At 70.5% G+C, this 22666-nt stretch carries 21 protein-coding genes; 9 read left to right on the forward strand and 12 right to left on the reverse strand.

The features are described 5' to 3' along the window. The first annotated feature begins 4 nt into the window (after positions 1–4). Entirely contained in the window at positions 5–511 is a 507-nt protein-coding gene (locus K7G59_RS25450) for a hypothetical protein (RefSeq protein WP_225838064.1), read from the forward strand. Between the two features lie 137 nt (positions 512–648). Here K7G59_RS25450 and ppc read toward each other — a convergent pair whose 3' ends face one another. Further along, positions 649–3390, reverse strand: coding sequence for a phosphoenolpyruvate carboxylase (gene ppc / locus K7G59_RS25455; RefSeq protein ID WP_225838066.1), 2742 nt, complete (start codon positions 3388–3390; stop codon positions 649–651). Positions 3391–3694: 304 nt separating this feature from the next. On the opposite strand from ppc, the gene K7G59_RS25460 reads away from it, so the two are divergent. From K7G59_RS25460 to K7G59_RS25470, 3 genes are all read left to right on the forward strand, one after another. Beyond that, on the forward strand, positions 3695–4702 hold the full coding sequence (locus K7G59_RS25460; RefSeq protein ID WP_225838068.1) for an acyl-CoA desaturase: 1008 nt from the start codon (positions 3695–3697) through the stop codon (positions 4700–4702). Further along, positions 4699–5376: a TetR/AcrR family transcriptional regulator gene (locus K7G59_RS25465; protein ID WP_225838070.1), complete on the forward strand. Its 678-nt coding sequence runs from the start codon at positions 4699–4701 to the stop codon at positions 5374–5376. Before K7G59_RS25460 ends, K7G59_RS25465 begins: the two co-directional genes overlap by 4 nt. A 107-nt stretch (positions 5377–5483) precedes the next feature. Then, positions 5484–6080 (forward strand): Uma2 family endonuclease, encoded by a 597-nt coding sequence (locus tag K7G59_RS25470; RefSeq protein ID WP_225838072.1) that lies wholly within the window; start codon positions 5484–5486, stop codon positions 6078–6080. Here the strand turns inward: K7G59_RS25470 and K7G59_RS25475 are convergent. Further along, complete coding sequence (locus tag K7G59_RS25475; RefSeq protein WP_225838073.1) at positions 6049–6438, reverse strand: VOC family protein; 390 nt, start codon at positions 6436–6438, stop codon at positions 6049–6051. The two genes, K7G59_RS25470 and K7G59_RS25475, sit on opposite strands and share 32 nt — an antisense overlap. 2 nt (positions 6439–6440) lie before the next feature. Then, positions 6441–7265: a trans-aconitate 2-methyltransferase gene (locus K7G59_RS25480; protein WP_225838074.1), complete on the reverse strand. Its 825-nt coding sequence runs from the start codon at positions 7263–7265 to the stop codon at positions 6441–6443. 86 nt (positions 7266–7351) lie between these two features. On the opposite strand from K7G59_RS25480, the gene tamR reads away from it, so the two are divergent. After that, positions 7352–7849, forward strand: coding sequence for a MarR family transcriptional regulator TamR (gene tamR / locus K7G59_RS25485; RefSeq protein ID WP_225838075.1), 498 nt, complete (start codon positions 7352–7354; stop codon positions 7847–7849). Here tamR and K7G59_RS25490 read toward each other — a convergent pair. Beyond that, on the reverse strand, positions 7808–8575 hold the full coding sequence (locus tag K7G59_RS25490; RefSeq protein ID WP_225838076.1) for a response regulator transcription factor: 768 nt from the start codon (positions 8573–8575) through the stop codon (positions 7808–7810). The genes tamR and K7G59_RS25490 overlap by 42 nt on opposite strands. A gap of 292 nt (positions 8576–8867) precedes the next feature. Between K7G59_RS25490 and K7G59_RS25495 the strand changes: the two genes are divergently transcribed. Then, positions 8868–9311, forward strand: coding sequence for an N-acetyltransferase (locus K7G59_RS25495; RefSeq protein WP_225838077.1), 444 nt, complete (start codon positions 8868–8870; stop codon positions 9309–9311). 7 nt (positions 9312–9318) lie between these two features. Here the strand turns inward: K7G59_RS25495 and K7G59_RS25500 are convergent, their stop codons facing one another. The 4 genes from K7G59_RS25500 to galT form a co-directional block, all read right to left on the reverse strand. After that, complete coding sequence (locus K7G59_RS25500) at positions 9319–9780, reverse strand: hypothetical protein (protein WP_225838078.1); 462 nt, start codon at positions 9778–9780, stop codon at positions 9319–9321. Positions 9781–9847: 67 nt separating this feature from the next. Beyond that, positions 9848–11002, reverse strand: a complete 1155-nt coding sequence (gene galK, locus K7G59_RS25505) for a galactokinase (protein ID WP_225838079.1) — start codon at positions 11000–11002, stop codon at positions 9848–9850. After that, positions 11002–11964 (reverse strand): UDP-glucose 4-epimerase GalE, encoded by a 963-nt coding sequence (galE, locus tag K7G59_RS25510; RefSeq protein ID WP_225838081.1) that lies wholly within the window; start codon positions 11962–11964, stop codon positions 11002–11004. Before galE ends, galK begins: the two co-directional genes overlap by 1 nt. Next, on the reverse strand, positions 11961–13022 hold the full coding sequence (gene galT / locus K7G59_RS25515; RefSeq protein ID WP_225838083.1) for a galactose-1-phosphate uridylyltransferase: 1062 nt from the start codon (positions 13020–13022) through the stop codon (positions 11961–11963). The genes galE and galT overlap by 4 nt, the downstream gene beginning before the upstream one ends. A 177-nt stretch (positions 13023–13199) precedes the next feature. Here galT and K7G59_RS25520 point away from each other — a divergent pair, with 177 nt between their 5' ends. Then, positions 13200–14888 carry a sodium:solute symporter family protein gene (locus K7G59_RS25520; protein WP_225838085.1) on the forward strand — a complete coding sequence of 563 codons (1689 nt, stop codon included), beginning with the start codon at positions 13200–13202 and terminating at the stop codon, positions 14886–14888. A gap of 21 nt (positions 14889–14909) precedes the next feature. Then, positions 14910–15266, forward strand: coding sequence for a hypothetical protein (locus K7G59_RS25525; protein WP_225838088.1), 357 nt, complete (start codon positions 14910–14912; stop codon positions 15264–15266). A gap of 53 nt (positions 15267–15319) precedes the next feature. On the opposite strand, the gene K7G59_RS25530 is transcribed toward K7G59_RS25525, so the two are convergent. The 4 genes from K7G59_RS25530 to K7G59_RS25545 all read right to left on the reverse strand — a co-directional run bounded on the left by K7G59_RS25530 (position 15320) and on the right by K7G59_RS25545 (position 21911). Then, positions 15320–16000 carry a response regulator transcription factor gene (locus K7G59_RS25530; protein ID WP_225838090.1) on the reverse strand — a complete coding sequence of 227 codons (681 nt, stop codon included), beginning with the start codon at positions 15998–16000 and terminating at the stop codon, positions 15320–15322. A 162-nt stretch (positions 16001–16162) separates the two neighbouring features. Continuing rightward, positions 16163–18022: a PQQ-binding-like beta-propeller repeat protein gene (locus K7G59_RS25535; protein ID WP_225838093.1), complete on the reverse strand. Its 1860-nt coding sequence runs from the start codon at positions 18020–18022 to the stop codon at positions 16163–16165. Positions 18023–18088: 66 nt separating this feature from the next. Further along, positions 18089–19855 (reverse strand): PQQ-binding-like beta-propeller repeat protein, encoded by a 1767-nt coding sequence (locus K7G59_RS25540; RefSeq protein ID WP_225838096.1) that lies wholly within the window; start codon positions 19853–19855, stop codon positions 18089–18091. Positions 19856–20105: 250 nt separating this feature from the next. Then, entirely contained in the window at positions 20106–21911 is a 1806-nt protein-coding gene (locus K7G59_RS25545; protein WP_225838098.1) for an ABC-F family ATP-binding cassette domain-containing protein, read from the reverse strand. A 143-nt stretch (positions 21912–22054) separates the two neighbouring features. Between K7G59_RS25545 and K7G59_RS25550 the strand changes: the two genes are divergently transcribed. After that, positions 22055–22663, forward strand: coding sequence for a Uma2 family endonuclease (locus K7G59_RS25550; RefSeq protein WP_225838101.1), 609 nt, complete (start codon positions 22055–22057; stop codon positions 22661–22663). The last annotated feature ends 3 nt before the right edge of the window (positions 22664–22666 follow it).

Raw genomic sequence — 22666 nt, forward strand, 5'->3', positions numbered from 1 at the left:
GCGTATGATCCCGGCCATGCCTGCCACAGCCGTCACCGTCCGCCAGGCCTCCCAGACCGCGTTGCGGTTCGGACGCGTCGGCGCGGCGGGTGCGATCGCCGCGCTGATCCTCATCGGCGGGGTGTGGGCCTCCTGGGGGACCGCGCAGCACGTGATGCTGACGAAGGGGCGTGAGCGCGGCACGGTGAAGGTGGTGCGCTGCGCCGGCAGCCGGTGCACGGGTCCGTTCACGCCGGTGTCCGCGGGCGCGGCGGCCCGGCGGGACGTGATGCTCGAGAAGTCCGTGGCGGTGCGCAAGGGGCGGACGTACGACGTCGTCCTCAAGCCCGGGACCGGGGACGCGGTGCGGTCCGGACCCGCGGGGATCCTGTACGCCTGGGCGCCGCTCGGCGGGGCGCTGCTGCTGGCCGCGGTGGTGGTCGCGGGCGGGATGCGGCTGACGCGGGCGGCGTGGGTGCTGGGCGGCTTCGGTGCGGCGCTGCTGACGGCGGCGTTCCTGGCGTTGCAGTGACGCCGTGCAGCATGGTGGTGGGCGCGGGCGCCTGCCCGGTGGTGCGGCGCCGGAGGGTTCGGCAGGGCTGACGCGGGCCGGAAACGGGCGGTGCCCCGGGGTCGTACGACCCCGGGGCACCGTCGTTCGGAGAGGGGTCAGCCGGTGTTGCGCAGGCCCGCCGCCACGCCGTTGACCGTGAGGAGCAGGGCGCGGGAGAGCAGCGGGTCGGGCTCGGCGCCCGCGGCCACCGCGTCGCGCTGGCGCTTGAGCAGGGTGACCTGGAGGTAGGAGATCGGGTCCAGGTAGGCGTCGCGGATGGTCAGGGTCTGCCGGAGCGCCGGCTGGGCGTCGAGGAGTTCCTCCTCGCCGGTCACCCGCAGCACCTCGCGGACGGTCAGTTCGTGTTCGGCCCTGATGGTGTCGAACACGTGCTTGAGCTCGTCCGGGACGAGGGTGTCGACGTAGTGCTGGGCGATGCGGAGGTCCGTCTTCGCCAGCGTCATCTCGACGTTGGAGATGAAGTTGCGGAAGAAGTGCCACTGCTCGTGCATCTCGTCCAGGACGGTGTCCAGGCCGGCCTCGCGCAGCGCCTTGAGGCCGGAGCCGACGCCGTACCAGCCGGGGACGATCTGCCGGGACTGGGTCCAGCCGAACACCCAGGGGATGGCGCGCAGGCCGTCCAGGCCGGCGCCCGAGTCGGGACGCCGCGAGGGCCTGGACCCGAGGTGCAGTTCGGCGAGCTGGTCGACGGGGGTGGAGGCGAAGAAGTAGGCGGGCAGGTCGGGGTCCTCGACCAGACCGCGGTAGGCGGCGTGGGCGGCGTCGGAGACGACGTCCATGGCGGCGTCCCAGCGGGCGAGGGCCTCGTCGGACTGACGGGGGGCGGTGTGCAGCGCGGAGGCCTGCAGGGTGGCCGCGACCGTCAGTTCCAGGTTCTCCCGGGCCAGGGAGGGGATGAGGTACTTGTCGGAGATGACCTCGCCCTGCTCGGTGACCTTGATCTCGCCCTCCAGGGTGCCCCAGGGCTGGGCGAGGATGGCGTCGTGGGAGGGGCCGCCGCCGCGGCCCACGGTGCCGCCGCGGCCGTGGAAGAGGCGGAGGCGGACGCCGTAGCGGTGGGCGACGTCACGCAGGCGGCGCTGGGCGCGGTGGATCTCCCACTGGCTGGTGGTGATGCCGCCGAACTTGGAGGAGTCGGAGTAGCCGAGCATGACCTCCTGGACGTCTCCGCGCAGCGCGACCAGGCGCCGGTAGGAGGGGTCGGAGAGCATGTCCTCGAGGATGGTGTCGGCGGCCCGCAGCTCGTCGGTGGTCTCCAGCAGCGGGACGATGCCGATCCTGGCCCAGCCGGCGTGCAGGTCGATGAGGCCGGCCTCGCGGGCGAGGACGGCGGCGGCGAAGACGTCGTCGGCGCCCTGGCACATCGAGATGATGTACGACTCGATGACCTCCGGGCCGAACACCTCCAGCGCCTTCTTGACCGTCTGGAAGACGCCGAGGGTCTTCTCGCCGGCCGCGTCGACGGGTGCCGGGGTGGGGGCCAGCGGCCTGCGGGAACGCAGCTCCTTGGCGAGGAGCTTGGCCCGGTACTCGCGGGGCATGTCGGCGTAGCGCCAGGACTCCTCGCCGAGCCGGTCGAAGAGCTGGCCGAGGGCGTGGTGGTGGGCGTCGGCGTGCTCGCGTACGTCCATGGTGGCGAGCTGGAGGCCGAAGGCTGCCAGGGTGCGGATGGTGCGGTTGATGCGCCCGTCGGCGAAGAGGCCGCCACGGTGCTCGCGCAGGGACGCCTGGATGATCCGCAGGTCCTTGAGCAGCTCGCCGGTGCCGAGGTAGTCACGGCCTTCCTCGTGCGGGGTGCCCTTGGCGAGGCGCTGCTTGGTGTTCTCCAGCTTCTGCCGGATGCAGGTGGCCTTGAGCCGGTAGGGCTCCTCGGCGTTGAGGCGCTTGTAGCGGGGGCTGATCTCGGGCAGCCGCTCGAGGTCGGTCTCCAGGGAGGTGAGGAGTTCCTCGGTGGCGCCGCTGTAGCGGATGGAGTTGGAGAGCAGTCCGCGCAGCTCGTCGATCGTCTCCAGGGCGTCGTTGATGCCGTGCTCGTGCTGGAGGATCAGGACGTCCCAGGTGACCTGGGGCGTGACGTTCGGGTTGCCGTCGCGGTCGCCGCCGATCCAGGTGCCGAAGGTGAGGGGGCGGGTGTCCTCGGGGAGCCGGACGCCGACGCGCTCCAGTTCCGCGCTGAGGTCCTCCAGGACGTCACCGACGGCGCCGGCGTGCAGTTCGTCCAGGTAGTAGATGGCGTTGCGGGCTTCGTCGGCGGGCTCGGGGCGCACCACGCGCAGCTCGTCCGTCTGCCACACCAGGTCGATGTTCTCGGCGAGGCGGATGTCGTGGCGACGGCGGTCGGAGTCGAGGACGGGGGTGTCCAGCAGCTCGGCGATGCGCCGGAGCTTGTTGAGGACCGACCGGCGCGCGGCCTCGGTGGGGTGTGCGGTGAACACCGGGCGGACGTTCAGGTGCTCGACCGTCTGCCGGAGGTGCTCGGGGTCGGCGTCCTTCAGGCGGTCGGCGGTGCGGGCGAGCAGTCCGCCCTCGGCGGCGCGCCTGGCGCGCAGCTCACGGCCGCGGTGCACCTGCTCGGTGACGTTGGCCAGGTGGAAGTAGGTGGAGAAGGCGCGGACCAGCTGCGCGGCGGTCTGCAGTTCGGTCCCGCGCAGCAGCTCGGCGGCGGCCTCGCCGTCCTCGCGGGTGAGGCGGCGGACCTTCTCGACCAGTTCGAGGAGCTCGGGGCCCTCCTGCCGGACGAGGGTCTCGCCGAGGAGGTCACCCAGTCGCCGGATGTCGGCGCGCAGCGCGGTGCTGGTCGTCGCGGTGCGGGTAGTCAGGTCGTCGGCACTGCTCACAGGTGCGGCTCCTTGCAGTGTTGAAGCTCGTCTGGAGGGGAACCCGGCCGTCGGCCCTGCGGCGGGGGTGCCGCATACCGGCCGGAGCGTCCGGGAAGGAAACGAAGCGGACCGCGCTGTCCGACCGATACCAAGGATAGGTGTCCACGCGGACGCGCAGGCTCGTGGGCTCTTGCCGCCGGGGGGCACGCTGCCATACTTACGATGCCGTAGGTTACGGAACCGTAGGAAGTATCGCCCTGCTCCCGTCCGGTCCCGTCGACCCGGCGCCCACCTCAACCCTCGACCCCACAGGGGACGCGCAATGACGCCAAGTTCCGATGTGATCGACGACGCTCCGAAAGCCGCCGGCACACCTTCCGCCTCCGCCACGCTGGGCGGTGAGCAGAAGCGTTCGGTCGAGCAGCTCACGCTGCTGCTCTTCATCATCGTCCCGTTCCTGGCGCTGGTGGCGGCGGTGCCGCTGGCCTGGGGCTGGGGGGTGAGCTGGCTCGACCTGGGCCTGATGGTGTTTTTCTACTACCTCGGCTGCCACGGCATCACGATCGGCTTCCACCGGTACTTCACCCATGGCTCGTTCAAGGCCAAGCGGCCCCTGCGCATCGCGCTCGCGGTCATGGGGTCGATGGCGGTCGAGGGCCCGCTGGTGCGCTGGGTGGCCGATCACCGCAGGCACCACAAGTTCTCCGACGCGGAGGGCGACCCGCACTCCCCCTGGCGCTACGGCGAGACGATCCCGGCGCTGCTGAAGGGCCTGTGGTGGGCGCACATCGGCTGGATGTTCGACGAGGAGCAGACCCCGCAGGACAAGTACGCGCCGGATCTGATCAAGGACCCGGCGATCCGGGCGGTCTCCCGCCAGTTCGTCCTGTGGACCGCCGTCTCCCTCCTGCTGCCGCCGCTGATCGGCGGGCTGGTGACGATGTCCTGGTGGGGGGCGTTCACCGCGTTCTTCTGGGGTTCGCTCGTGCGAGTGGCGCTGCTGCATCATGTGACGTGGTCGATCAACTCGATCTGCCACGCGGTGGGCAAGCGCCCGTTCAAGTCGCGCGACCGCTCGGGCAACGTGTGGTGGCTGGCGGTCCTGTCCTGCGGCGAGTCCTGGCACAACCTGCACCACGCCGACCCGACCTCGGCGCGCCACGGGGTGATGCGCGGCCAGCTGGACTCCTCGGCGCGGTTCATCCGCTGGTTCGAGCAGCTCGGCTGGGCGTACGACGTGCGCTGGCCGTCACGCTCGCGTATCGATTCCCGCCGTAACACCGGGGAAGGCGGTTCCGGACGCCGGAAGGAGACCGCCAAGGCGGCATGATTGACGCCGTGGCGACCGATTCGAGCAGTAATCCAGGCAACGACAAGCAGCGGCGGACCCGCCGGACCCGTATGACCGGTGCCGAGCGCCGCCAGCAGTTGCTGGAGATCGGTCGCACCCTCTTCGCAGCCAAGGGTTTCGAGGGCACGTCGGTCGAGGAGATCGCGGCGAAGGCCGGGGTGTCCAAGCCCGTGGTGTACGAGCACTTCGGTGGCAAGGAGGGGCTGTACGCGGTGGTGGTGGACCGTGAGATGCGCCGCCTGCTGGACATGGTGACCAGCTCGCTGACCGCGGGCCACCCTCGTGAGCTGTGCGAGCAGGCGGCCTTCGCGCTGCTCGACTACATCGAGGAGTACACGGACGGTTTCCGCATCCTGGTCCGCGACTCCCCGATCCCCCAGTCCACGGGGTCCTTCGCCTCGCTGATCTCGGACATCGCCACGCAGGTGGAGGACATCCTGGGCCGCGAGTTCAAGTCCCGCGGCTTCGACCCCAAGCTCGCGCCGCTGTACGCCCAGGCCCTGGTCGGCATGGTTGCCCTGACCGGCCAGTGGTGGCTGGACGTCCGCCGCCCGAAGAAGGCGGAGGTGGCGGCGCACCTGGTCAACCTGGCGTGGCACGGGCTGGACGGTCTGGAGCCGAAGCCGCGGCTGATCGGGCACCGCAAGAGCTAGCGGTATCCGTCGCCCGGGTGTTGATCACCCGATGTGATGACCTTTGTCGGTTACGGCGGCTACGGTGGGTACACAGGCCGAGAATCCCGCTCATGGGAGGAATCACCATGACTGCCGAGTCGAGCGCCGCACACATCCGACTGCCCGTGCCGCCGCCCGAAGGCTTCACGGTGGACGACCTGTTCAGCCTGCCGGACCTCCCGCCGCACACCGAGTTGATCGACGGGAGCCTGGTCTTCGTGAGTCCGCAGCGACGTTTCCATATGCTGATGGTCGACTTGCTGGTGAACGGACTGCGCTCGACATTGCCGAGCGATCTGAGTGTCGAGCGGGAGATGACCGTGGTCCTGGGCCGCCGCAATGCTCCTGAACCGGACATCAGTGTCGTCCGTACGGAAGCTGTCACCGGCCTTGAGCAGACCCGGTTCGAGGCGGAGGACCTGGTGCTCGCCGTCGAGGTCGTCTCCCCGGACTCCGAGGCCCGTGATCACGACACCAAGCCTTCCAAGTACGCAGCCGCCGGAATTCCCCACTTCTGGCTGGTCGACATGGCCGAGGGCAATCAGCACCCCGTGGTCCGGACCTACGAGTTGGACCCGGTGACCAGGGCGTACGCGCTCACGGGCATCCACCACGACAAGCTCGAACTCTCCGTGCCTTTCGACATCGACATCACTCTGGACCCTCTGATGAGGCCCCTGTAGCCACCGGCTCCAGGAACTCCAGCCGGTTGCCCACCGGATCCTCCGAGTAGAAGCGCCTGTGGCCCGGGAGGTTGTCGTCCCAGGTGACGGGCGCCCCGCGGGCCGCGAGCCGGGCGGCGAACGCCTCGATGTCCGTCACGCGCAGCCCGGGGTGGGCCTTCCTCGCAGGGCGGAAGGCGTCCTCGGCACCCACGTGGAGCTGGACCGGGCCCGCCTCGAACCAGCAGCCGCCGCGGGCCGCCAGCACCGGCGGTTTCGGGATCTCGGTCATCCCGAGGACGTCCACGTAGTACGCCCGCAGCATGTCCTCCGAGCCGGGCGGGGCCGCCAGCTGTACATGGTCGAGGGCGACGAGCATGGTCAGGCCTCCTTCACGGCCACGGCGAAGAGCCGGCGGAACGGCAGGACGGTGCCGTAGGGGGCGCTCGGGTAGGCATCCCGCAGCAGGTCCCGGTACTCGGCGAGGAACGCGTCGCGCGCCTCGGGGTCGTCGGCGAGCACGGTGAGGGCCGGGCGCAGCGCCGTCCCCTTCGCCCAGTCCAGGACCGGGTCCTCGCCGGTCAGGACGTGCAGGTACGTCGTCTGCCAGACATCTACGGCGCAGCCCAGCCGGGCGATGCGGTCCAGGTAGGCGCCGGGTTCGTGGACGGAGTCCTCGCGGCGCAGGACACCGGCGAGGCGGGTCTTCCAGCGGGGAGTGGCGGCCAGGTCGCGCAGCAGGGCGTGCAGCGGGGCGTCGACGTTGTCGGGGACCTGGAAGGCGAAGGTGCCGCCGGGCTCGAGGGCGGCGGTCCAGTCGGCGAAGCGGTCGGCGTGGCCGGGCACCCAGTGCAGGGTCGCGTTGCTGATGATGAGGTCGTAACGCTCCTGGGGCCGCCAGGTGCGTACGTCCGCGGAGGCGAAGTCGAGGCGCCCCCCGCCGGCGGTCGGCCCGGCGAAGTCCACGTGCGCCCGGTCGAGCATCTCGGGCGAGTTGTCGTACCCGGTGATGTGCGCGGTGGGCCAGCGGTCGGCGAGCAGGGCGGTGACATTGCCGGGGCCGCAGCCCAGGTCGGCGATCCGGGGACGCCTTGCGGGCGGTTCCGCCGGCAGTTCGGGGACACGGGCGAGCAGGTCGGCGAAGGGGCGGGCGCGGTGACCGGCGTGGCGCAGGTACTGGCCGGGATCCCAGTTCGGCTTGGTCATGACTCCACTGTCGCCCCCAGTTATCTCGATGTCAAGAAGCTTGAGGTCAAGAGACTTCACATCGACACAACCACTACACTGATCGCATGGAGGACGAGGTCGATCGGCTGGTGGCAGCGTGGCGCCGGGAGCGTCCGGACCTCGACGTGGAGCCGCTGGAAGTGCTCAGCCGGGTGAGCAGACTGGCCCGGCACCTGGATCGCGCGCGCCGGCTCGCCTTTTCCGAGCACCAGCTCGAGCCCTGGGAATTCGATGTGCTGACCGCGCTCAGGCGGGCGGGCACGCCCTACCAGCTCTCCCCCGGGCAGTTGCTGACGCAGACCCTCGTCACCTCGGGCACGATGACCAACCGGATCGACCGGTTGGCGAAGAAGGGCCTGGTGGAGCGGCTGCCCGACCCCAGCGACCGGCGGGGTGTGCTGGTCCGGCTGACCGACACGGGCCGGGACCGCGCGGACCAGGCGCTGGCCGGGCTGCTGGACCAGGAACGAGCGCTCCTCGCCGAACTCTCCCGTAGCCAGCGGGCCGAACTGGCGGACCTGCTACGCCAGCTGACCGCCCCGTTCGACAACATCCCCGGCTAGGTCGGCGGGCCCCACCCCGGCCCGGCGGGCGAGGGCGACGGCGGCGAGGGTGGAGTGGACGCCCAGTTTGCCGAGGACGTTCTGCATATGGGTGCGCACGGTGTGCGGGGAGAGGTAGAGCCGTTCGGCCACGGCCTTGCGGCCCAGCCCCGCGACCATGCAGCGCAGCACCTCTCGCTCGCGCGGGGTCAGGGACTCCACCAGCCGCTCGCTCTCGGTGCGGTGCCTGCGCGCGGTCGTCAGTTCCTTCAGGACCGCGGTGAGCAGGGCGGGCGGCAGATGGGTCTCGTCGCGCAGCACCCCGCGTATCACCGTCAGCAGCCGGGACAGCGAGCAGTCCTTGGCGACCCAGCCGGAGGCGCCGGCCTGGAGCGCGAGCGCCGCACGCCGGGGGTCGTCCTTATCGGCGAGCACCACGGTCCGCACCCCGGGCTGCGCCGCCCGGATCCCCGCGACCAGGGAGATCCCGTCGACCAGCCCCTCCTCGTCCCCCTCCTGCACGGGCACGGCCGGGCGGGCGCCGGGCCGGTCGCAGCCCAGGTCGGCGTCGACCAGGAGGACGTCGTAGCGGCGGCCGTCCGCCGCCGCCCGCTCCAGGCAGCGCATCGCGGCCGGACCGCTGCCGGCGGCGAAGACGTCGACGTCGGGCTCGGCGGCCAGGGCCGCGGCGAGCGACTCGGCGAAGATGCGGTGGTCGTCGACGACCAGGACTCGGATGCGAACCACGAAACCCCCTTCCCCAGACTCCGCATGGAGCAGGGGATATCCAGGTCCGGAAAAGCCCGGAATGCTCCGGAGAACGACGACCCGTGCGAGGACGGCACCCGCGGAAAGTTCGCCCACCGCACGGCCGCCGCCGTTGCGCAGACTGCTACCCCACCGCGAGCGCCGTACCCGCCTGTCTCGCCCCCTGATCGGCACCGGCCCCCACCGATGCTGTTCCTCAGAGTACGGACGGGAGCACACAGCGGAAGGAAATTTACAGAACTGGCACTCCGGCGCGTTTATGGTGTGGCGCATGTTTCGAATTGAGGCGGGAGTCGACAAGGAACGACGCGATCTGCTGCGCTCGCGGCTGCGGGAGACCAATAACGCTGCCTCCCCGGCCCTGGCGGCCCTACGCGGCACGCCCGAGGAGCGACAGGTCCCCCTCCACGTCTGGGCACTGGGCGAGACCGGCGACCTGGCCGGCGGCCTGGTCGGCCACACGTGGACGGCCTGGCTGCACATCACCTACCTGTGGGTCGACGCCGTCCACCGGGGCACCGGCCTCGGATCCCAGCTCCTTGCGGAGGCCGAACGCATCGCCGCCGCCGACCGCGCCTGCACGGCCGCCCGCCTGGAGACCTGGGACTTCCAGGCCCCCGAGTTCTACAAGAAGCAGGGCTACGAGGTGGCGGGCGTGATCCCGGACTATCCCCCGGGGATCACGGAGTACATCCTGACCAAGCGCCTGGGCTGACAGGGGCTCACTCCGACGGCGGCGGGGGCGGCGGGGGCGGGTACGGCGGCCGGGGCGGGATCCGTGGCGCGGGCGAGCCCACCGGCGGGGGCGGCGGAGGCTCCATCGACCGGCGGGGGCGAGGTGCCGGCGGCCGGGGTGTGAAGGGCGGGGGCGCGGACGGGGGCGGCGGGGGCGGGGTAAGTCCGCCGTCCGCCAGCACCGGGCCACCTGCCCGCAGCCGCTCGAGGGTCTGCTCGGCCCTGCGGCGGGCCCGCGGGTCGTCGTCGCGCTGGAAGAGCAGATGCAGGGTGACGGGACCGTGAAAGCCGAGCAGCACATAGCGGGGGCTACGACGGCGTTCGACGGAGAGCAGCCGGTATCCGAGCGCGTGCGCGATCTCCTCGGCCCTGGGTCTCGCCGCCACACCGAGCCGCAGTTCGACCTGGCCACGGCCGTTGAACCGGGACCGTATCTCGTCGTCGTGCACGTCGCCCCACCTCCGCAACGACCGTCAGCCCCGCACAGGAGGCGGGGCTGACGAGGCTAGCGGAAGGTCAGACGAGCCGCCGCGCCCCCGGCGACGGCACCGCCTCGAAGACGCGCGGTGCCCGGAAGCCGGCCGTGGCGAAGGCTTCCTCGACCGCCTTCGTGAGCGTGTCGACGTCCGCCGCCTCCGCCAGGACGATCGCCGAGCCGCCGAAGCCGCCGCCGGTCATGCGGGCGCCGAGGGCGCCGGCGGCGAGGGCCGTGTCGACGACCAGGTCGAGCTCCGGGCAGGAGATGCGGAAGTCGTCACGCAAGGAGGCGTGGCCCTCGGTGAGGACCGGGCCGATGGCGCGGGTGTCCCCGGACCGGAGCAGGGACACGACGCGCTCGACCCGCTCGTCCTCGGTGACGACGTGCCGGACCAGGCGGCGTACCTCCTCCTCGTCGCCCAGGCGGGCCAGCGCCGCGTCCAGCTCGGCGTAGGGAATGTCCCGCAGGGCGTCCACGCCGAGCAGCGCGGCCCCCTTCTCGCAGCCCGCCCGGCGCCTGCCGTACTCGCCGCCGCTGTGGGCGTGCTTGACCTGGGTGTCGACGACCAGCAGGCGCAGGCCCTCGGCGGCCAGGTCGAAGGGGATCTGCTGCTGGGACAGGTCGCGGGTGTCGAGGAACAGGGCATGGCCCTGCTCGCAGCAGGCCGACGCCGTCTGGTCCATGATCCCGGTCGGCGCGCCGACGTAGATGTTCTCCGCGCGCTGGCACAGGCGGGCCAGCTGCCAGCGCTGCAGGCCGAGGCCGTGGAGGTCGTTCAGCGCGAGCGCGATCACGACCTCCAGGGCGGCCGAGGAGGACAGGCCCGCACCCGTGGCGACCGTCGAGGTCAGATGGATGTCCGCGCCGGTCACCGCATGGCCCGCCGCGCGCAGCGCCCAGACCACGCCCGCCGGGTACGCCGTCCAGTCCTGGTCGCTCTGCGGGGTCAGGGCGTCCACGCGCAGCTCGACGATCCCGTCCTCGACGTCCGCCGAGTGCAGGCGCAGGACGCCGTCGTCCCGGCGCGAGAGTGCCGCCGTCACCCGGTGCGGGAGGGCGAACGGCATGACGAAACCGTCGTTGTAGTCGGTGTGCTCGCCGATGAGGTTGACCCGGCCCGGCGCCGCCCACACCCCTTCCGGCTCGGCCCCGTACAGCTCGGCGAAGCGCTCCCGGACCTGCTGTGCCCCCACTACTGCTCCCTTGCGACGCTCTGTGCGAACTCCCAGGCGTCCGCGACGATCCCGGCGAGGTCCGCGCGGGACGGGTTCCAGCCCAGCTCCTCGCGGGCACGGTCGGCGGCGGCGACCAGGACGGCGGGGTCGCCGCCCCGGCGCGGGGCGACCACCTCGGGGATCGGGTGCCCGGTGACCGAGCGGACGGTCTCGATGACCTCGCGGACCGAGAAGCCGTTGCCGTTGCCGAGGTTGCAGATCAGGTGCTCGCCCGGCCGGGCGGCCGTCAGGGCCAGGAGGTGGGCCTCGGCCAGGTCGGCGACGTGGATGTAGTCGCGGATGCAGGTGCCGTCGGGGGTGGGGTAGTCGTCGCCGTAGACCGAGATCGCGTCGCGGCGGCCCTGGGCGACCTGGAGGACCAGCGGGATCAGGTGCGACTCGGGATCGTGGCGCTCGCCGTGGGCGCCGTACGCGCCCGCGACGTTGAAGTAGCGCAGGGACACCGCCGCCAGACCGTGGGCGTGCGCCTCGCCGGTGATCATGTGGTCGACGGCGAGCTTGGAGGCGCCGTAGGGGTTGGTCGGCTTCGTCGGTGCACTCTCGACGATCGGGACCTGCTCCGGCTCGCCGTACGTGGCCGCCGTGGAGGAGAACACCAGCCTGCGCACGCCCGCCTCGCGCATCGCGCCGAGCAGGGCCATGCTGCCGCCGACGTTGTTGTCCCAGTACTTCTCCGGCTTCACCACCGACTCGCCGACCTGGGAGGAGGCGGCGAAGTGCAGCACGCCGTCGTAGGAGGAGTCGAGCCACTTGGCGGCGTCGCGGATGTCGCCCTCAACGAAGGCCGCCCCGGCGGGCACGCCCTCACGGAAGCCGGTGGAGAGGTTGTCGAGGACCGTGACCTCGTGGCCGGCCTCCAGCAGATGCTGGGCCACCACGCTGCCGACGTACCCCGCCCCGCCCGTCACCAGGTACTTCATGAACTCGCTACCTCTCGCAGTCGCTCGGCCGCGCGCTCCGGCGGCACATCGTTGATGAACACGCTCATGCCGGACTCGGAACCCGCGAGGAACTTCAGCTTGCCGGAAGTGCGGCGAATGGTGAAAAGCTCGAGGTGGAGCGCGAAGTCGCCACGCGTGACGCCGTCGAACTCCTCCAGCCTGCCGAAGGGGGCCTGGTGCCAGGCCGCGATGTACGGCGTCGGAGGCTCACCCTCGCCGAAGATCCGGTCGAAGCGCCTCAAGAGTTCCAGATAGAGCTGGGGGAATTCTGTGCGTGCCCCCTCGTCGAGCGCGAGCAGGTCGGGGACGCGACGCTTGGGGTAGAGATGGACCTCGTACGGCCAGTGCGCCGCGTAGGGCACGAAGCCCACCCAGTGTTCACCCTCAAGGACGACCCGCTCACCGGCGAGTTCCCGCTCCACAACGGCGTCGAACAGGTTCTCCCCGCCGGTCGCCTCCTTGTGGGCGGCGAGCGAGCGGAGCATCAGGGCGGTGCGGGGGGTGGTGAAGGGGTATCCGTAGATCTGCCCGTGCGGATGGCCGAGGGTCACACCGATCTCGGCACCGCGGTTCTCGAAACAGAACACCTGCTCCACGGAGGGCAGATGCGACAGCTCCGACGTCCGGTCCGTCCACGCGTCCAGCACCAGGCGCGCCTGCTCCTCGGTGAGGCCGGCGAAGGACGCGTCGTGGTCGGAGGTGAAGCAGACGACCTCGCAGCGTCCGCAGTCGCCGGCCAGCGAGGGGAAACGATTCTCGAAGACGACGACGTCGTACGAGGAGTCGGGGATCTCGCTGAGCCGCTCGCCCCGCGTCGGGCACAGCGGGCATTCGTCGGCCGGCGGGTGGTAGGTGCGGCCCTGGCGATGCGAGGCGACGGCGACCGCGTCACCGAGCAGTACGTCACGGCGGGTCTGGGACGTGGTGTGGGTCCGCTCCAGCGGGCGGCGGTCCACGGCGTCGCGCACGGCGTCGTCGCGCAGGTCGTAGTAGATCAGCTCACGACCGTCGGCCAGCCGGGTCGAGGTCTTCTTCACGCGGACTCCTCTAGGTCCCGCAGCAATCACTCAACACAATCAAACATAACAGACCACAATTCGACAATATCTCGAGCGATCACGATCGAACAAAGAAAACCATCAGAAGTGTTCAGTTTCTAAACGCGGAGGCATAGGTTCCGCTCTGATCAGTTCGCGCAACGAAGCGAGTTCGTCATGCACACCCCCACACACGCCCCTCTGCTGGCGGCGGGGCTACGGCTCCCCACGAACGGGCTGGACTACACGATCCTCGGGATCTACTTCGTCGTCGTCCTCGGCATCGGCTTCGGGGCCCGCCGCTCGGTGAAGACCAGCCTCGACTTCTTCCTCTCCGGGCGCTCGCTGCCCGCGTGGATCACCGGCCTCGCCTTCATCTCGGCGAACCTGGCGGCCACCGAGATCCTGGGCATGGCGGCGAACAGCGCCCAGTACGGCGCATACACCGTGCACTGGTACTGGATCGGCGCCATCCCCGCGATGGTCTTCCTGGGCCTGGTGATGATGCCCTTCTACTACGGCAGCAAGGTCCGATCGGTCCCCGAGTTCCTGCTGCTGCGCTTCGACAGGGGCGCCCACCTGTTCAGTTCGATCCTGTTCGCCTTCGCGGCGATCCTGATCGCCGGTGTGAACCTGTACGCCCTCTCGATCGTCGTCGAGGCGTTGCTCGGCTGGCCGCAGTGGGTGGCGATCGTGGTCGCCGGCGCCTTCGTGCTGGCGTACATCACCCTGGGCGGTCTGTCCTCGGCGATCTACAACGAGGTGCTCCAGTTCTTCGTGATCCTGGCCGCCCTCATCCCGATCACCGTCCTCGGCCTGAAGAAGGCCGGCGGCTGGAGCGGCCTGACCGACAAGCTCACCGCCGACCACGGCCACGACTTCACCACCGCCTGGGGCGGCACCGGCATCGGCAGCGTCAACCCGCTGGGCGCCAACTGGCTGACCATCGTCCTCGGCCTCGGCTTCGTGCTGTCCTTCGGCTACTGGACCACCAACTTCGCCGAGGTGCAGCGCGCCCTGTCCGCGAGGAACCTCTCCGCCGGACAGCGCACCCCGCTGATCGCCGCGTACCCGAAGATCTTCATCGTCTTCCTCGTGATGATCCCCGGGCTGGTCGCCGCCGCGCTCGTCCCGAAGTTCGGCACCTCCGCATCCGGCTACCAGTACAACGACGCGATCCCCTACCTGATGCAGGAGCTGCTGCCCAACGGCGTGCTCGGCATCGCGGTGACGGGCCTGCTCGCCGCGTTCATGGCCGGCATGGCGGCGAACGTCTCGTCCTTCAACACGGTGTTCACCAACGACATCTGGGCCAAGTACGCCGTACGGCACCGCGAGGACGAGTACTACGTGCGGTTCGGCCGCCTGATCACCGTCATCGGTGTCTGCGCCTCCGTCGGCACCGCGTTCCTGGCGTCGTCGTTCTCGAACATCATGAGCTACCTGCAGACGCTGTTCTCCTTCTTCAACGTGCCGATGTTCGTCGTCTTCGTCGTCGGCATGTTCTGGAAGCGGGCGTCCGCGAAGTCCGGCTTCTGGGGACTGCTCGCCGGCACCGTGACCGCGATGGTCAACTACTTCGTGGTCTACAAGAAGGGCATCATCGCGATCCCCACCGACCAGGGCGCCAACTTCGTCTCCGCGATCGCGGGCTTCATCGCCGGCGCGGTCGTGATGGTCGCGGTGTCCCTGTTCACGAAGCCGAAGCCGGCCGAGCAGCTCCAGGGCCTGGTCTACGGCACCCGTTCCCCCGGCATGGCCGAGCCGCCCGCCCCCGGCGACGAGGCCTGGTACCGCAGGCCCGCCCTGCTGGGCTGGGGTGCCGTGATCCTGGCCGCCGCCTGCTACGTCCCGTTCTCGTTCTGACCACGAGAGAAGGGAAAAACCATGACCGAGCCATCCGAGCACTCCGAGCAGTTCGACTTCTCCGCCTCTTCCGAGGAGGAGATCCAGGAGGAGGTCACCGAGCTGGAGCACAGGTCGGCGACCGCGGCGCGCATCTTCGACCTGCGCCGCATCATCGGCGGCCTGTTCGTCGTGTACGGCGTCATCATCACGGTCACCGGCGTCACCGACACCCGGTCCGCGATCGACAAGGCCCAGGGAGTCAACATCAACCTGTGGACCGGCATCGGCATGCTGGCCCTGGGCGTGTTCTTCCTGGCCTGGCTGTGGCTGCGGCCCACACCGCCGCCGCCGCCTCCGGAGGGGTTGCCGCAGGAGGCGGAAGGGCCGAGGGCGTAGTGCGGACGGCTGCTCCGCCGGATCCCGTTGCTCCGCCGGCTCCGGTTGCTCCGCTAGCTCCCACTGCCCAGCGGTCCCGCCCTGTCCAGCAAGCCCGTCCGTGCCGCCAGCGCCGCTGCCTCCAGCCGGGAGCCCACGCCCAGCTTCATCAGGACCCGCTGGACGTGGGTGCGGGCGGTGCTGGGGGCGATGCCCATACCGGCCGCGATCCCGCGGGTGTCCTCGCCCTCGGCGACCCTGACCAGGACCTCCACCTCACGCGGCGTCAGCATCTGGAGCAGCCGCTGACCCTCGTCGTCCGGCTGCGCGGCGGGGTTCAGCAGTTCACCGAACGCGCCCTGGAGCAGCTGCGGGGCCACCGCCGCCTCCCCCGCCCGGGCCTTCATGATGGCCCGCTCGACGCCCTCGATGCGCTCGTCGTGCCGTACGTACCCCGACGCCCCCGCGGCGAAGGCCGCCGCGATCCCCCGCGGGGACGGCACCGGGCCCAGCACCAGCACCGCCACCTGGGGCCGCTCCCGCTTGATCCGCACCACCGGGTCGAAGACCCCCGGCTCGGCCGGTGCCGCCGTACCCAGCAAGCACACCTCCGGCGCCCGCGCGACGACCAGTTCGGCCGCGCCCGCGGCCGGTGCCGCCGCCGCGAGCACCCGGTGCCCGCGCAGCTTCAGCGCCGACGCCAGCGCCTCCGCGAGCAAGCGGTGGTCGTCGACGACCATGAGCCGCACTCCCATAGAGCAACCCCCCAGCAACCCCCGCCCTTCATGCCCCCGGAAGCTACACGCTTGTTCGACATCGCGCTGCCCCTACGCAGCAGAAGTGCCCCGGACCGATGAAATCCGGGGCACTTCTCGTGACCAGTGCCGCTGGGCGCGGCCGGGGTGGGGCGCCTGCGGTCAGCCGCTCGTGCCGAACGCCGCCACCAGGTACTCCTTCTCGTCCGGGCCGTCGGACTTGTGGGCGTATGCCGCCGACATGTACAGGCGGCCCTGCGTGTAGAGGATCTCCGAGTACTCCGGCAGCATGCTGGTCTCGACGTCGCGCACGCTCTCCTGGGCCGGGTTCTCCAGCAGCTTGGTCACCTTGAAGGAGCCGCCGTCGATGCTGACGATCTGGCCGCCCTTGTCGTACGGCGGCCGCTTGTAGGCGATCAGGTTGGGGCCGTCCATGCGCAGCGGCGAGAGTGAGTAGCCGTCGCCGGCCTCGGCGCGCTGGCCGGTCTGCTTCCCGGTGGTCAGGTCGAAGGCGATGATCTCGTTCGTCTCGCTGTAGTCACCGGTGCCGTCATGGTCCTCGGTGGACAGGTACAGCTTGCCGTTGCCCGCGACGATCTGCCTGCAGTCCTCCATCCGGGTGATGCCGTCGCAGTGGCCGGCGTAGGTGTCGCCGGGCGCGGAGATGCGGGTCAGCAGCTTGCCGGTCTTGGCGTCGATGGAGAAGTAGTCCGAGACGCCGCTGCCGTCGCCCGCGCTGTCGCCGACGTCGGCCGCCACGACCAGCGGGTCGGTGGAGACGATGGAGGCGTACTCGATGCCCCGGGTCATCTTGTACTCGGAGATGACCTTCCCGGTCTTCGGGTCGATGTTCTGGATGTGCAGCTGCCGGTTGTCGTACTCGCCGCACTTGCGGACCGCCACCAGCTTCGCGCCGCCGCCGTAGCCGGCGTCGTAGCAGGTGTCGTCCGGCTTCGGCTGCCAGAGCAGCTTGCCGGAGTCCATGTCGAAGGCGGCGCCGCCGTAGGTGCTGCCGACCGCCGCGGTGTGCTGAGCGACCGTCACATTGTCCCAGGTGATCGGGGAGTCACCGCTGTTGACCGACTTCGACCACAGCAGCTTGCCGGTGTCGAGGTCGATCGCACCGACCTTGCTGCACCCCGCGGAGGAGTCCTTCGCCGGCATCTTCGGCTGGAAGACGATCGCCGTCCTGTTGTCCGTGGTGACGTGTTCGCTGGCCGCGCACACCGGGCCGGGCAGCTTGCTCGTCCACAGCTTGGTGCCCTTGGCGGGGTCGTAGCCGACGATCTCGGCGATGCCGCTCTTGGCGTACACCTTGTCGGTCAGCCAGGAACCCGAGGTGACGACGGTGTCGTCCGTCTTGGGCATCGGGACCTGGAAGAGGACGTCAGCGGCGGTGTTCGCCGGCACCTTCTCCTTGCCGCCGCCCGTGCCGCCGGAGCCACCCTTGTCGTCCTTGCCGCCGGTGCCGCCGGTGCCGCCGGTGGAGCCGGCGGTCTCGTGCTTCTTGTCGTCGCCCCCGGACGAGGAGGAGTACCAGATGCCGGCGACGACGATCAGCACGATGGCGACGACCGCAGCGACCACGATGATCACGGTGCTGTTGCTCCGCCCGCCGCCGGACTGCCCCTGCTGCGGCTGCATCGGGACGGTCGGCGGCTGGCCCGGGTAGCCGTACCCCGGCTGCGCGGGCTGCCCGTACCCCGGCTGCGTGGGCTGCCCGTACGCCGGCTGCACGGGCTGGCCGTATCCCGGCTGCGGCTGCATCGGCGCGGTGGGCGGCTGGCCGTAGGCCGGGGGCTGCGGGGCGTACGGGTTCTGCTGGGCACCCGGGTAGCCGTAACCGGGCTGCGGCGGCTGGGGTGCCTGAGCGGGCGGGGCCGGCGGAGCCTGCGGGGGCTGGTGGGTCTGCGGGTAGCCGTAGCCGGGCTGGGGCTGCGGGGGCTGCGGGGCCTGGTCCTGCGGCGGGCCGAAACCGCCCTGCTGCGGGGGCTGGTTCGGCGGCGGAGGCGGCTGAGTCATGGCAGGGGTACCTCGGGAGATGCGGGAAGGAGGAAGAGGGCGGAAGCGGGCCGGGCCCGGCCGGGCTCAGTTGCCGAAGGCCATCATCAGCTTCTCCTTCGACTGGTCGTTGCCGTTCAGCCGGGTGGAGGAGATGTAGAAGCGCCCGTCGACCCAGTCGACCGCACCGTCGAAGAAGTCGTTCTCGATCTCGGCGGTGCCCGAGGGGTTCTGCAGCAGCTTGGTCACCTTGTGGGAGGAACCGGTGGTCGGGATCGACACCACCTGGCCGCCCGTGTCGTAGGACGGCTGCACGTACGCGATGAGCTTGCCGCCCTTGACCTTCATCGGGGCCATCGGCTCGTCGGCCGGGGACTTGACCCGCCACGCGGCCTTGCCGGTGGCGAGGCTGATGGCGACGATCTCGTTGGCGCCGCCCTTCGCGTCCGTGGGCAGGTAGAGCATGCCGTCGCGCACCACGACACCCTGGCAGCCCTGCAGGTCGCGCTGGAGGAGCGCCCAGCCGCACTGGGGGCCGAACTTCTCGTCGACCACGACCTGCGAACGGAACTTTCCGTCCTTGGTCAGGGTGGAGATGTTCCAGGCGTTCTTGTCCTCGTTGGTCAGATAGACCACGAGCGGGCTGAGGGAGTACGTGCGCTCGACCTTCCAGCCCTTCTTGACCGGCTGGGTCCACTTCACCTTGCCGGTGGCGGGGTCGAGTTCGGAGATCTCGTCGTGCTCGTCGCTGCCGCCCGCGCCGCAGGAGGCCACCTGTATCAGCTTGCTGGGAGTGCCCGCGAACGCGGCCGGGAAGCAGGCGTTGCCGTACTTCTCCTTGTCGTACAGCTTCTTGCCGCTGTCGATGTCGTACGCCGTCCCGGACTCGGTGCGGCCCACCATCAGCGTCTTGCCGCTGATGGTCAGCTCGACGTTGAGCGCGCTGTCGAACAGCCCGCCGTCGGCGACCTCGGCGCTCCAGCCCTTCTCGCCCGTGTTCAGGTCGAGTTGCTGGAGCTGGTTGCACTTGGCGTTGTCGCTGACGCCGTTCATGTAGGCCACGACGACCTTGTCGTCCGCCGACGGCCGTGGGGTGACCGCGCAGATCTTCTGCGGGAAATCGACCGGGCTCCAGGCCGGTTTGCCGTTACCGACACGGAAGCCGAAGACCTGCTTGTACGCCGCCTTCACCGCGGTCTTGTCGGTTATCCACATGCCGGGCGCGTCGGCGCCGGAACCGGGGGCGTCGGGAGCCGACTTGTACCACAGGACCTTGGCCTCGCCCGGCTTGCGGCCGTCGTTGAGGTTGTCCGGGTCCGAGCCGCCGTCGCCGCTGCCGTCGCCGGGGTTGACCGGCATGGACGCGGAGGGCTTGCTGTCGCCGCTCTTCTGGGCGACCGGCTTCTTCTTGCCGCCGCCGTCGCCGCCGCCCGTGACCGCGAAGACAGTGCCGCCGATGACGAGCAGCGCGGCCACGGCGGCGCCGATGATCACCGCGGGCCTGCCCTTGAGGCGGGACCTGCCGCCCGGCTCGGTGCCGGGCGTGCCCGCGTACTGCGGCTGCTGCGGGTAGCCGTAGCCGGGCTGGGGTGCGTACGGGCCCTGCTGCGGGTAGCCGTAAGGGCCGGGGGAGGCGCCCTGGGCGCCGGGAGCGGCGCCGTACGGGCCGGGCTGCTGGGGGTAGCCGTAACCGGGCCCGGGCTGCGGCGCAGGCGTCCCCGGGGCGCCCTGGGGGGCGCCGAACCCTCCCTGCGCCGGCGGGCTCTGCGGGGGCCCGAATCCGCCGCCCTGCGGCGACTGGTCCTGCGGCGGTCCGAAACCACCCTGTGGCGGCTGGTCGGGCGGCTGAGTCATCAGCGCTCTTCCCCCTCGTTCACTGATTTTTAGCCACGCCCTGAGAGGTTCGTGACGGACCCAAAGGGTCATTCTCAGACAGTTCTCAGACGGCTCTTTCTATCACCCGGCACCGACAGCACACGGGGCCGGATCCTCCCCTGTTCCCAAGGAAGGACCGGCCCGTGACGCCCCCGTTATGCGCCTTCACGCCCCCTTCACGGAGCGCACGCAAGCCCGTCGCGCGCCCTGGAGCCGCCGCCGTCGCCCGCTACGCGTCCTCGGCCATCTCCAGCCAGCGCAGCTCGAGTTCCTCGCGCTCCGCGGCCAGATCCCGCAGCTGGGCGTCGAGTTCGGCCACCTTCGCGAAGTCGGTTGCGTTGTCGGCGATCTGAGCGTGCAACCTGGACTCCTTCTCCGAGATCTTGTCCAACTGCCGCTCGATCTTCTGGAGTTCCTTCTTGGCGGCGCGCTGGTCGGCGGCGCTCTTCTCGGCCGTGGCCGGCCTGGGCGCCGCGGTGGCCCGTGCGGCGACCTCCTCCTCCATGCGCCGGCGCCGCTCCAGGTACTCGTCGATGCCGCGCGGCAGCATGCGCAGGGTGCCGTCACCGAGGAGGGCGAAGACGCGGTCGGTGGTGCGCTCGACGAAGAACCGGTCGTGGGAGATGACGATCATCGAGCCGGGCCAGCCGTCGAGGACGTCCTCCAGCTGGGTGAGGGTCTCGATGTCGAGGTCGTTGGTGGGCTCGTCGAGGAAGAGGACGTTGGGCTCGTCCATCAGCAGGCGCAGCAGCTGGAGCCGACGGCGCTCACCACCGGAGAGGTCCCCCACCGGCGTCCACTGCTTGTCCTTGGTGAAGCCGAACGTCTCGCACAGCTGTCCCGCCGTCATCTCCCGGCCCTTGCCGAGGTCGACGCGCTCGCGGACGCGCTGCACGGCCTCCAGGACCCGCCAGGCGGGGTCGAGTTCGGCGACCTCCTGGGAGAGGTAGGCGAGCTTGACGGTCTTCCCGACGGCGATCCGGCCGCCGGCGGGCTGCGCCTCGCCCTCGGTCCGCGCCGCCTCGGCCATGGCGCGCAGCAGGGAGGTCTTGCCGGCGCCGTTGACGCCGACCAGGCCGATGCGGTCGCCGGGGCCGAGCTGCCAGGTGACGTGCTTGAGCAGCACCTTGGGCCCGGCCTGCACGGTGACGTCCTCGAGGTCGAAGACCGTCCTGCCCAGCCGGGAGGAGGCGAACTTCATCAGTTCGCTGCTGTCCCGCGGCGGCGGCACATCGGCGATCAGTTCGTTGGCGGCCTCGACGCGGAAGCGCGGCTTGGAGGTACGGGCGGGGGCGCCGCGGCGCAGCCAGGCCAGCTCCTTCCTGATCAGGTTCTGCCGCTTGGCCTCTTCGGTGGCGGCGATCCGCTCGCGCTCGGCACGCGCGAAGACGTAGTCGGAGTAGCCGCCCTCGTACTCGTGGACGGTTCCGCGCTGCACGTCCCACATGCGGGTGCAGACCTGGTCGAGGAACCAGCGGTCGTGGGTGACGCAGACCAGCGCCGAGCGCCGGTTCTGCAGGTGCTGGGCGAGCCAGGCGATGCCCTCGACGTCGAGGTGGTTGGTGGGCTCGTCGAGGACGATCAGGTCCTGCTCCTCGATGAGCAGCTTGGCGAGCGCGATGCGGCGCCGCTCGCCACCGGAGAGGGGTCCGATGACGGTGTCGAGCCCCTTCGGGAAGCCCGGCAGGTCCAGGCCCCCGAACAGCCCGGTCAGAACATCCCTGACCTTGGCGTTGCCGGCCCACTCGTGGTCGGCCATGTCGCCGATGACCTCGTGGCGGACGGTGGCGGCCGGGTCCAGGGAGTCGTGCTGGGTGAGCACGCCCAGGCGCAGCCCGCCGGAGTGGGTGACCCGGCCGGTGTCGGCCTCCTCCAGCTTGGCGAGCATCCGGACCAGGGTGGTCTTGCCGTCGCCGTTGCGGCCCACCACGCCGATCCGGTCGCCCTCGGAGACACCGAGCGAGACACCGTCCAGCAGGGCACGGGTGCCGTACACCTTGCTGACGTTCTCGACATTGACCAGGTTGACGGCCATTTCACTCCTGTGCGCGGGGATCTCAGCCTTCTAGCGTAGGGCTTCGGAGGGCGGGGGCGGGGCGCGTGGGAGTGGTCACTCTTTGTGATGACGTGATCGGGATGCGCCCGCTACCGTGGAGGACAGGCAGCAGGATCCCGTCCATGGGAGGAACCATGACCGCCGCCGAGTCCGTAGAGCACCGTCGCCACTGGCCGGTGCCGCCCCCGGACGGCTACACCGTGGACGACCTGTTCACCTTGCCGGATCTCCCGCCGCACACCGAGCTGATCGACGGGAGCCTGGTTTTCGTGAGCCCGCAGCGCTACTTCCACTTCGCCACGATCCACCTTCTGGCGAACGGGCTGCGCAGCACCGTGCCGTCCGACTTCAAGGTCGCATGTGAGATGACAGTGGTGTTGGACCGGCGCAACGGCCCGGAACCGGACATCTCCGTGGTCCGTGCCGCAGCCGTCACCGGCCTGTGTCAGACCCGATTCGAGGCGGGCGACGTCCTGCTCGCCGTGGAGGTGGTCTCACCGGACTCCGAGGCCCGGGACCGCGACACCAAACCACACAAGTACGCCGCGGCCGGTATCCCCCACTTCTGGCTGGTCGACATGGCGGGCCAGGACAACCACCCTGTCGTCCAGGTGTACGAACGCGGCGAGGCCACTGGTACCTACGCGCTGACCGGCATCTACCACGACCACGTCAAGGTCGGCGTTCCGTACGACATCGACATCGACCTGACCGCCATCGGCCAGTACTGAGCC

It is taken from the genome of Streptomyces sp. NK08204, from assembly GCF_020400585.1.
Classification (GTDB): domain Bacteria; phylum Actinomycetota; class Actinomycetes; order Streptomycetales; family Streptomycetaceae; genus Streptomyces.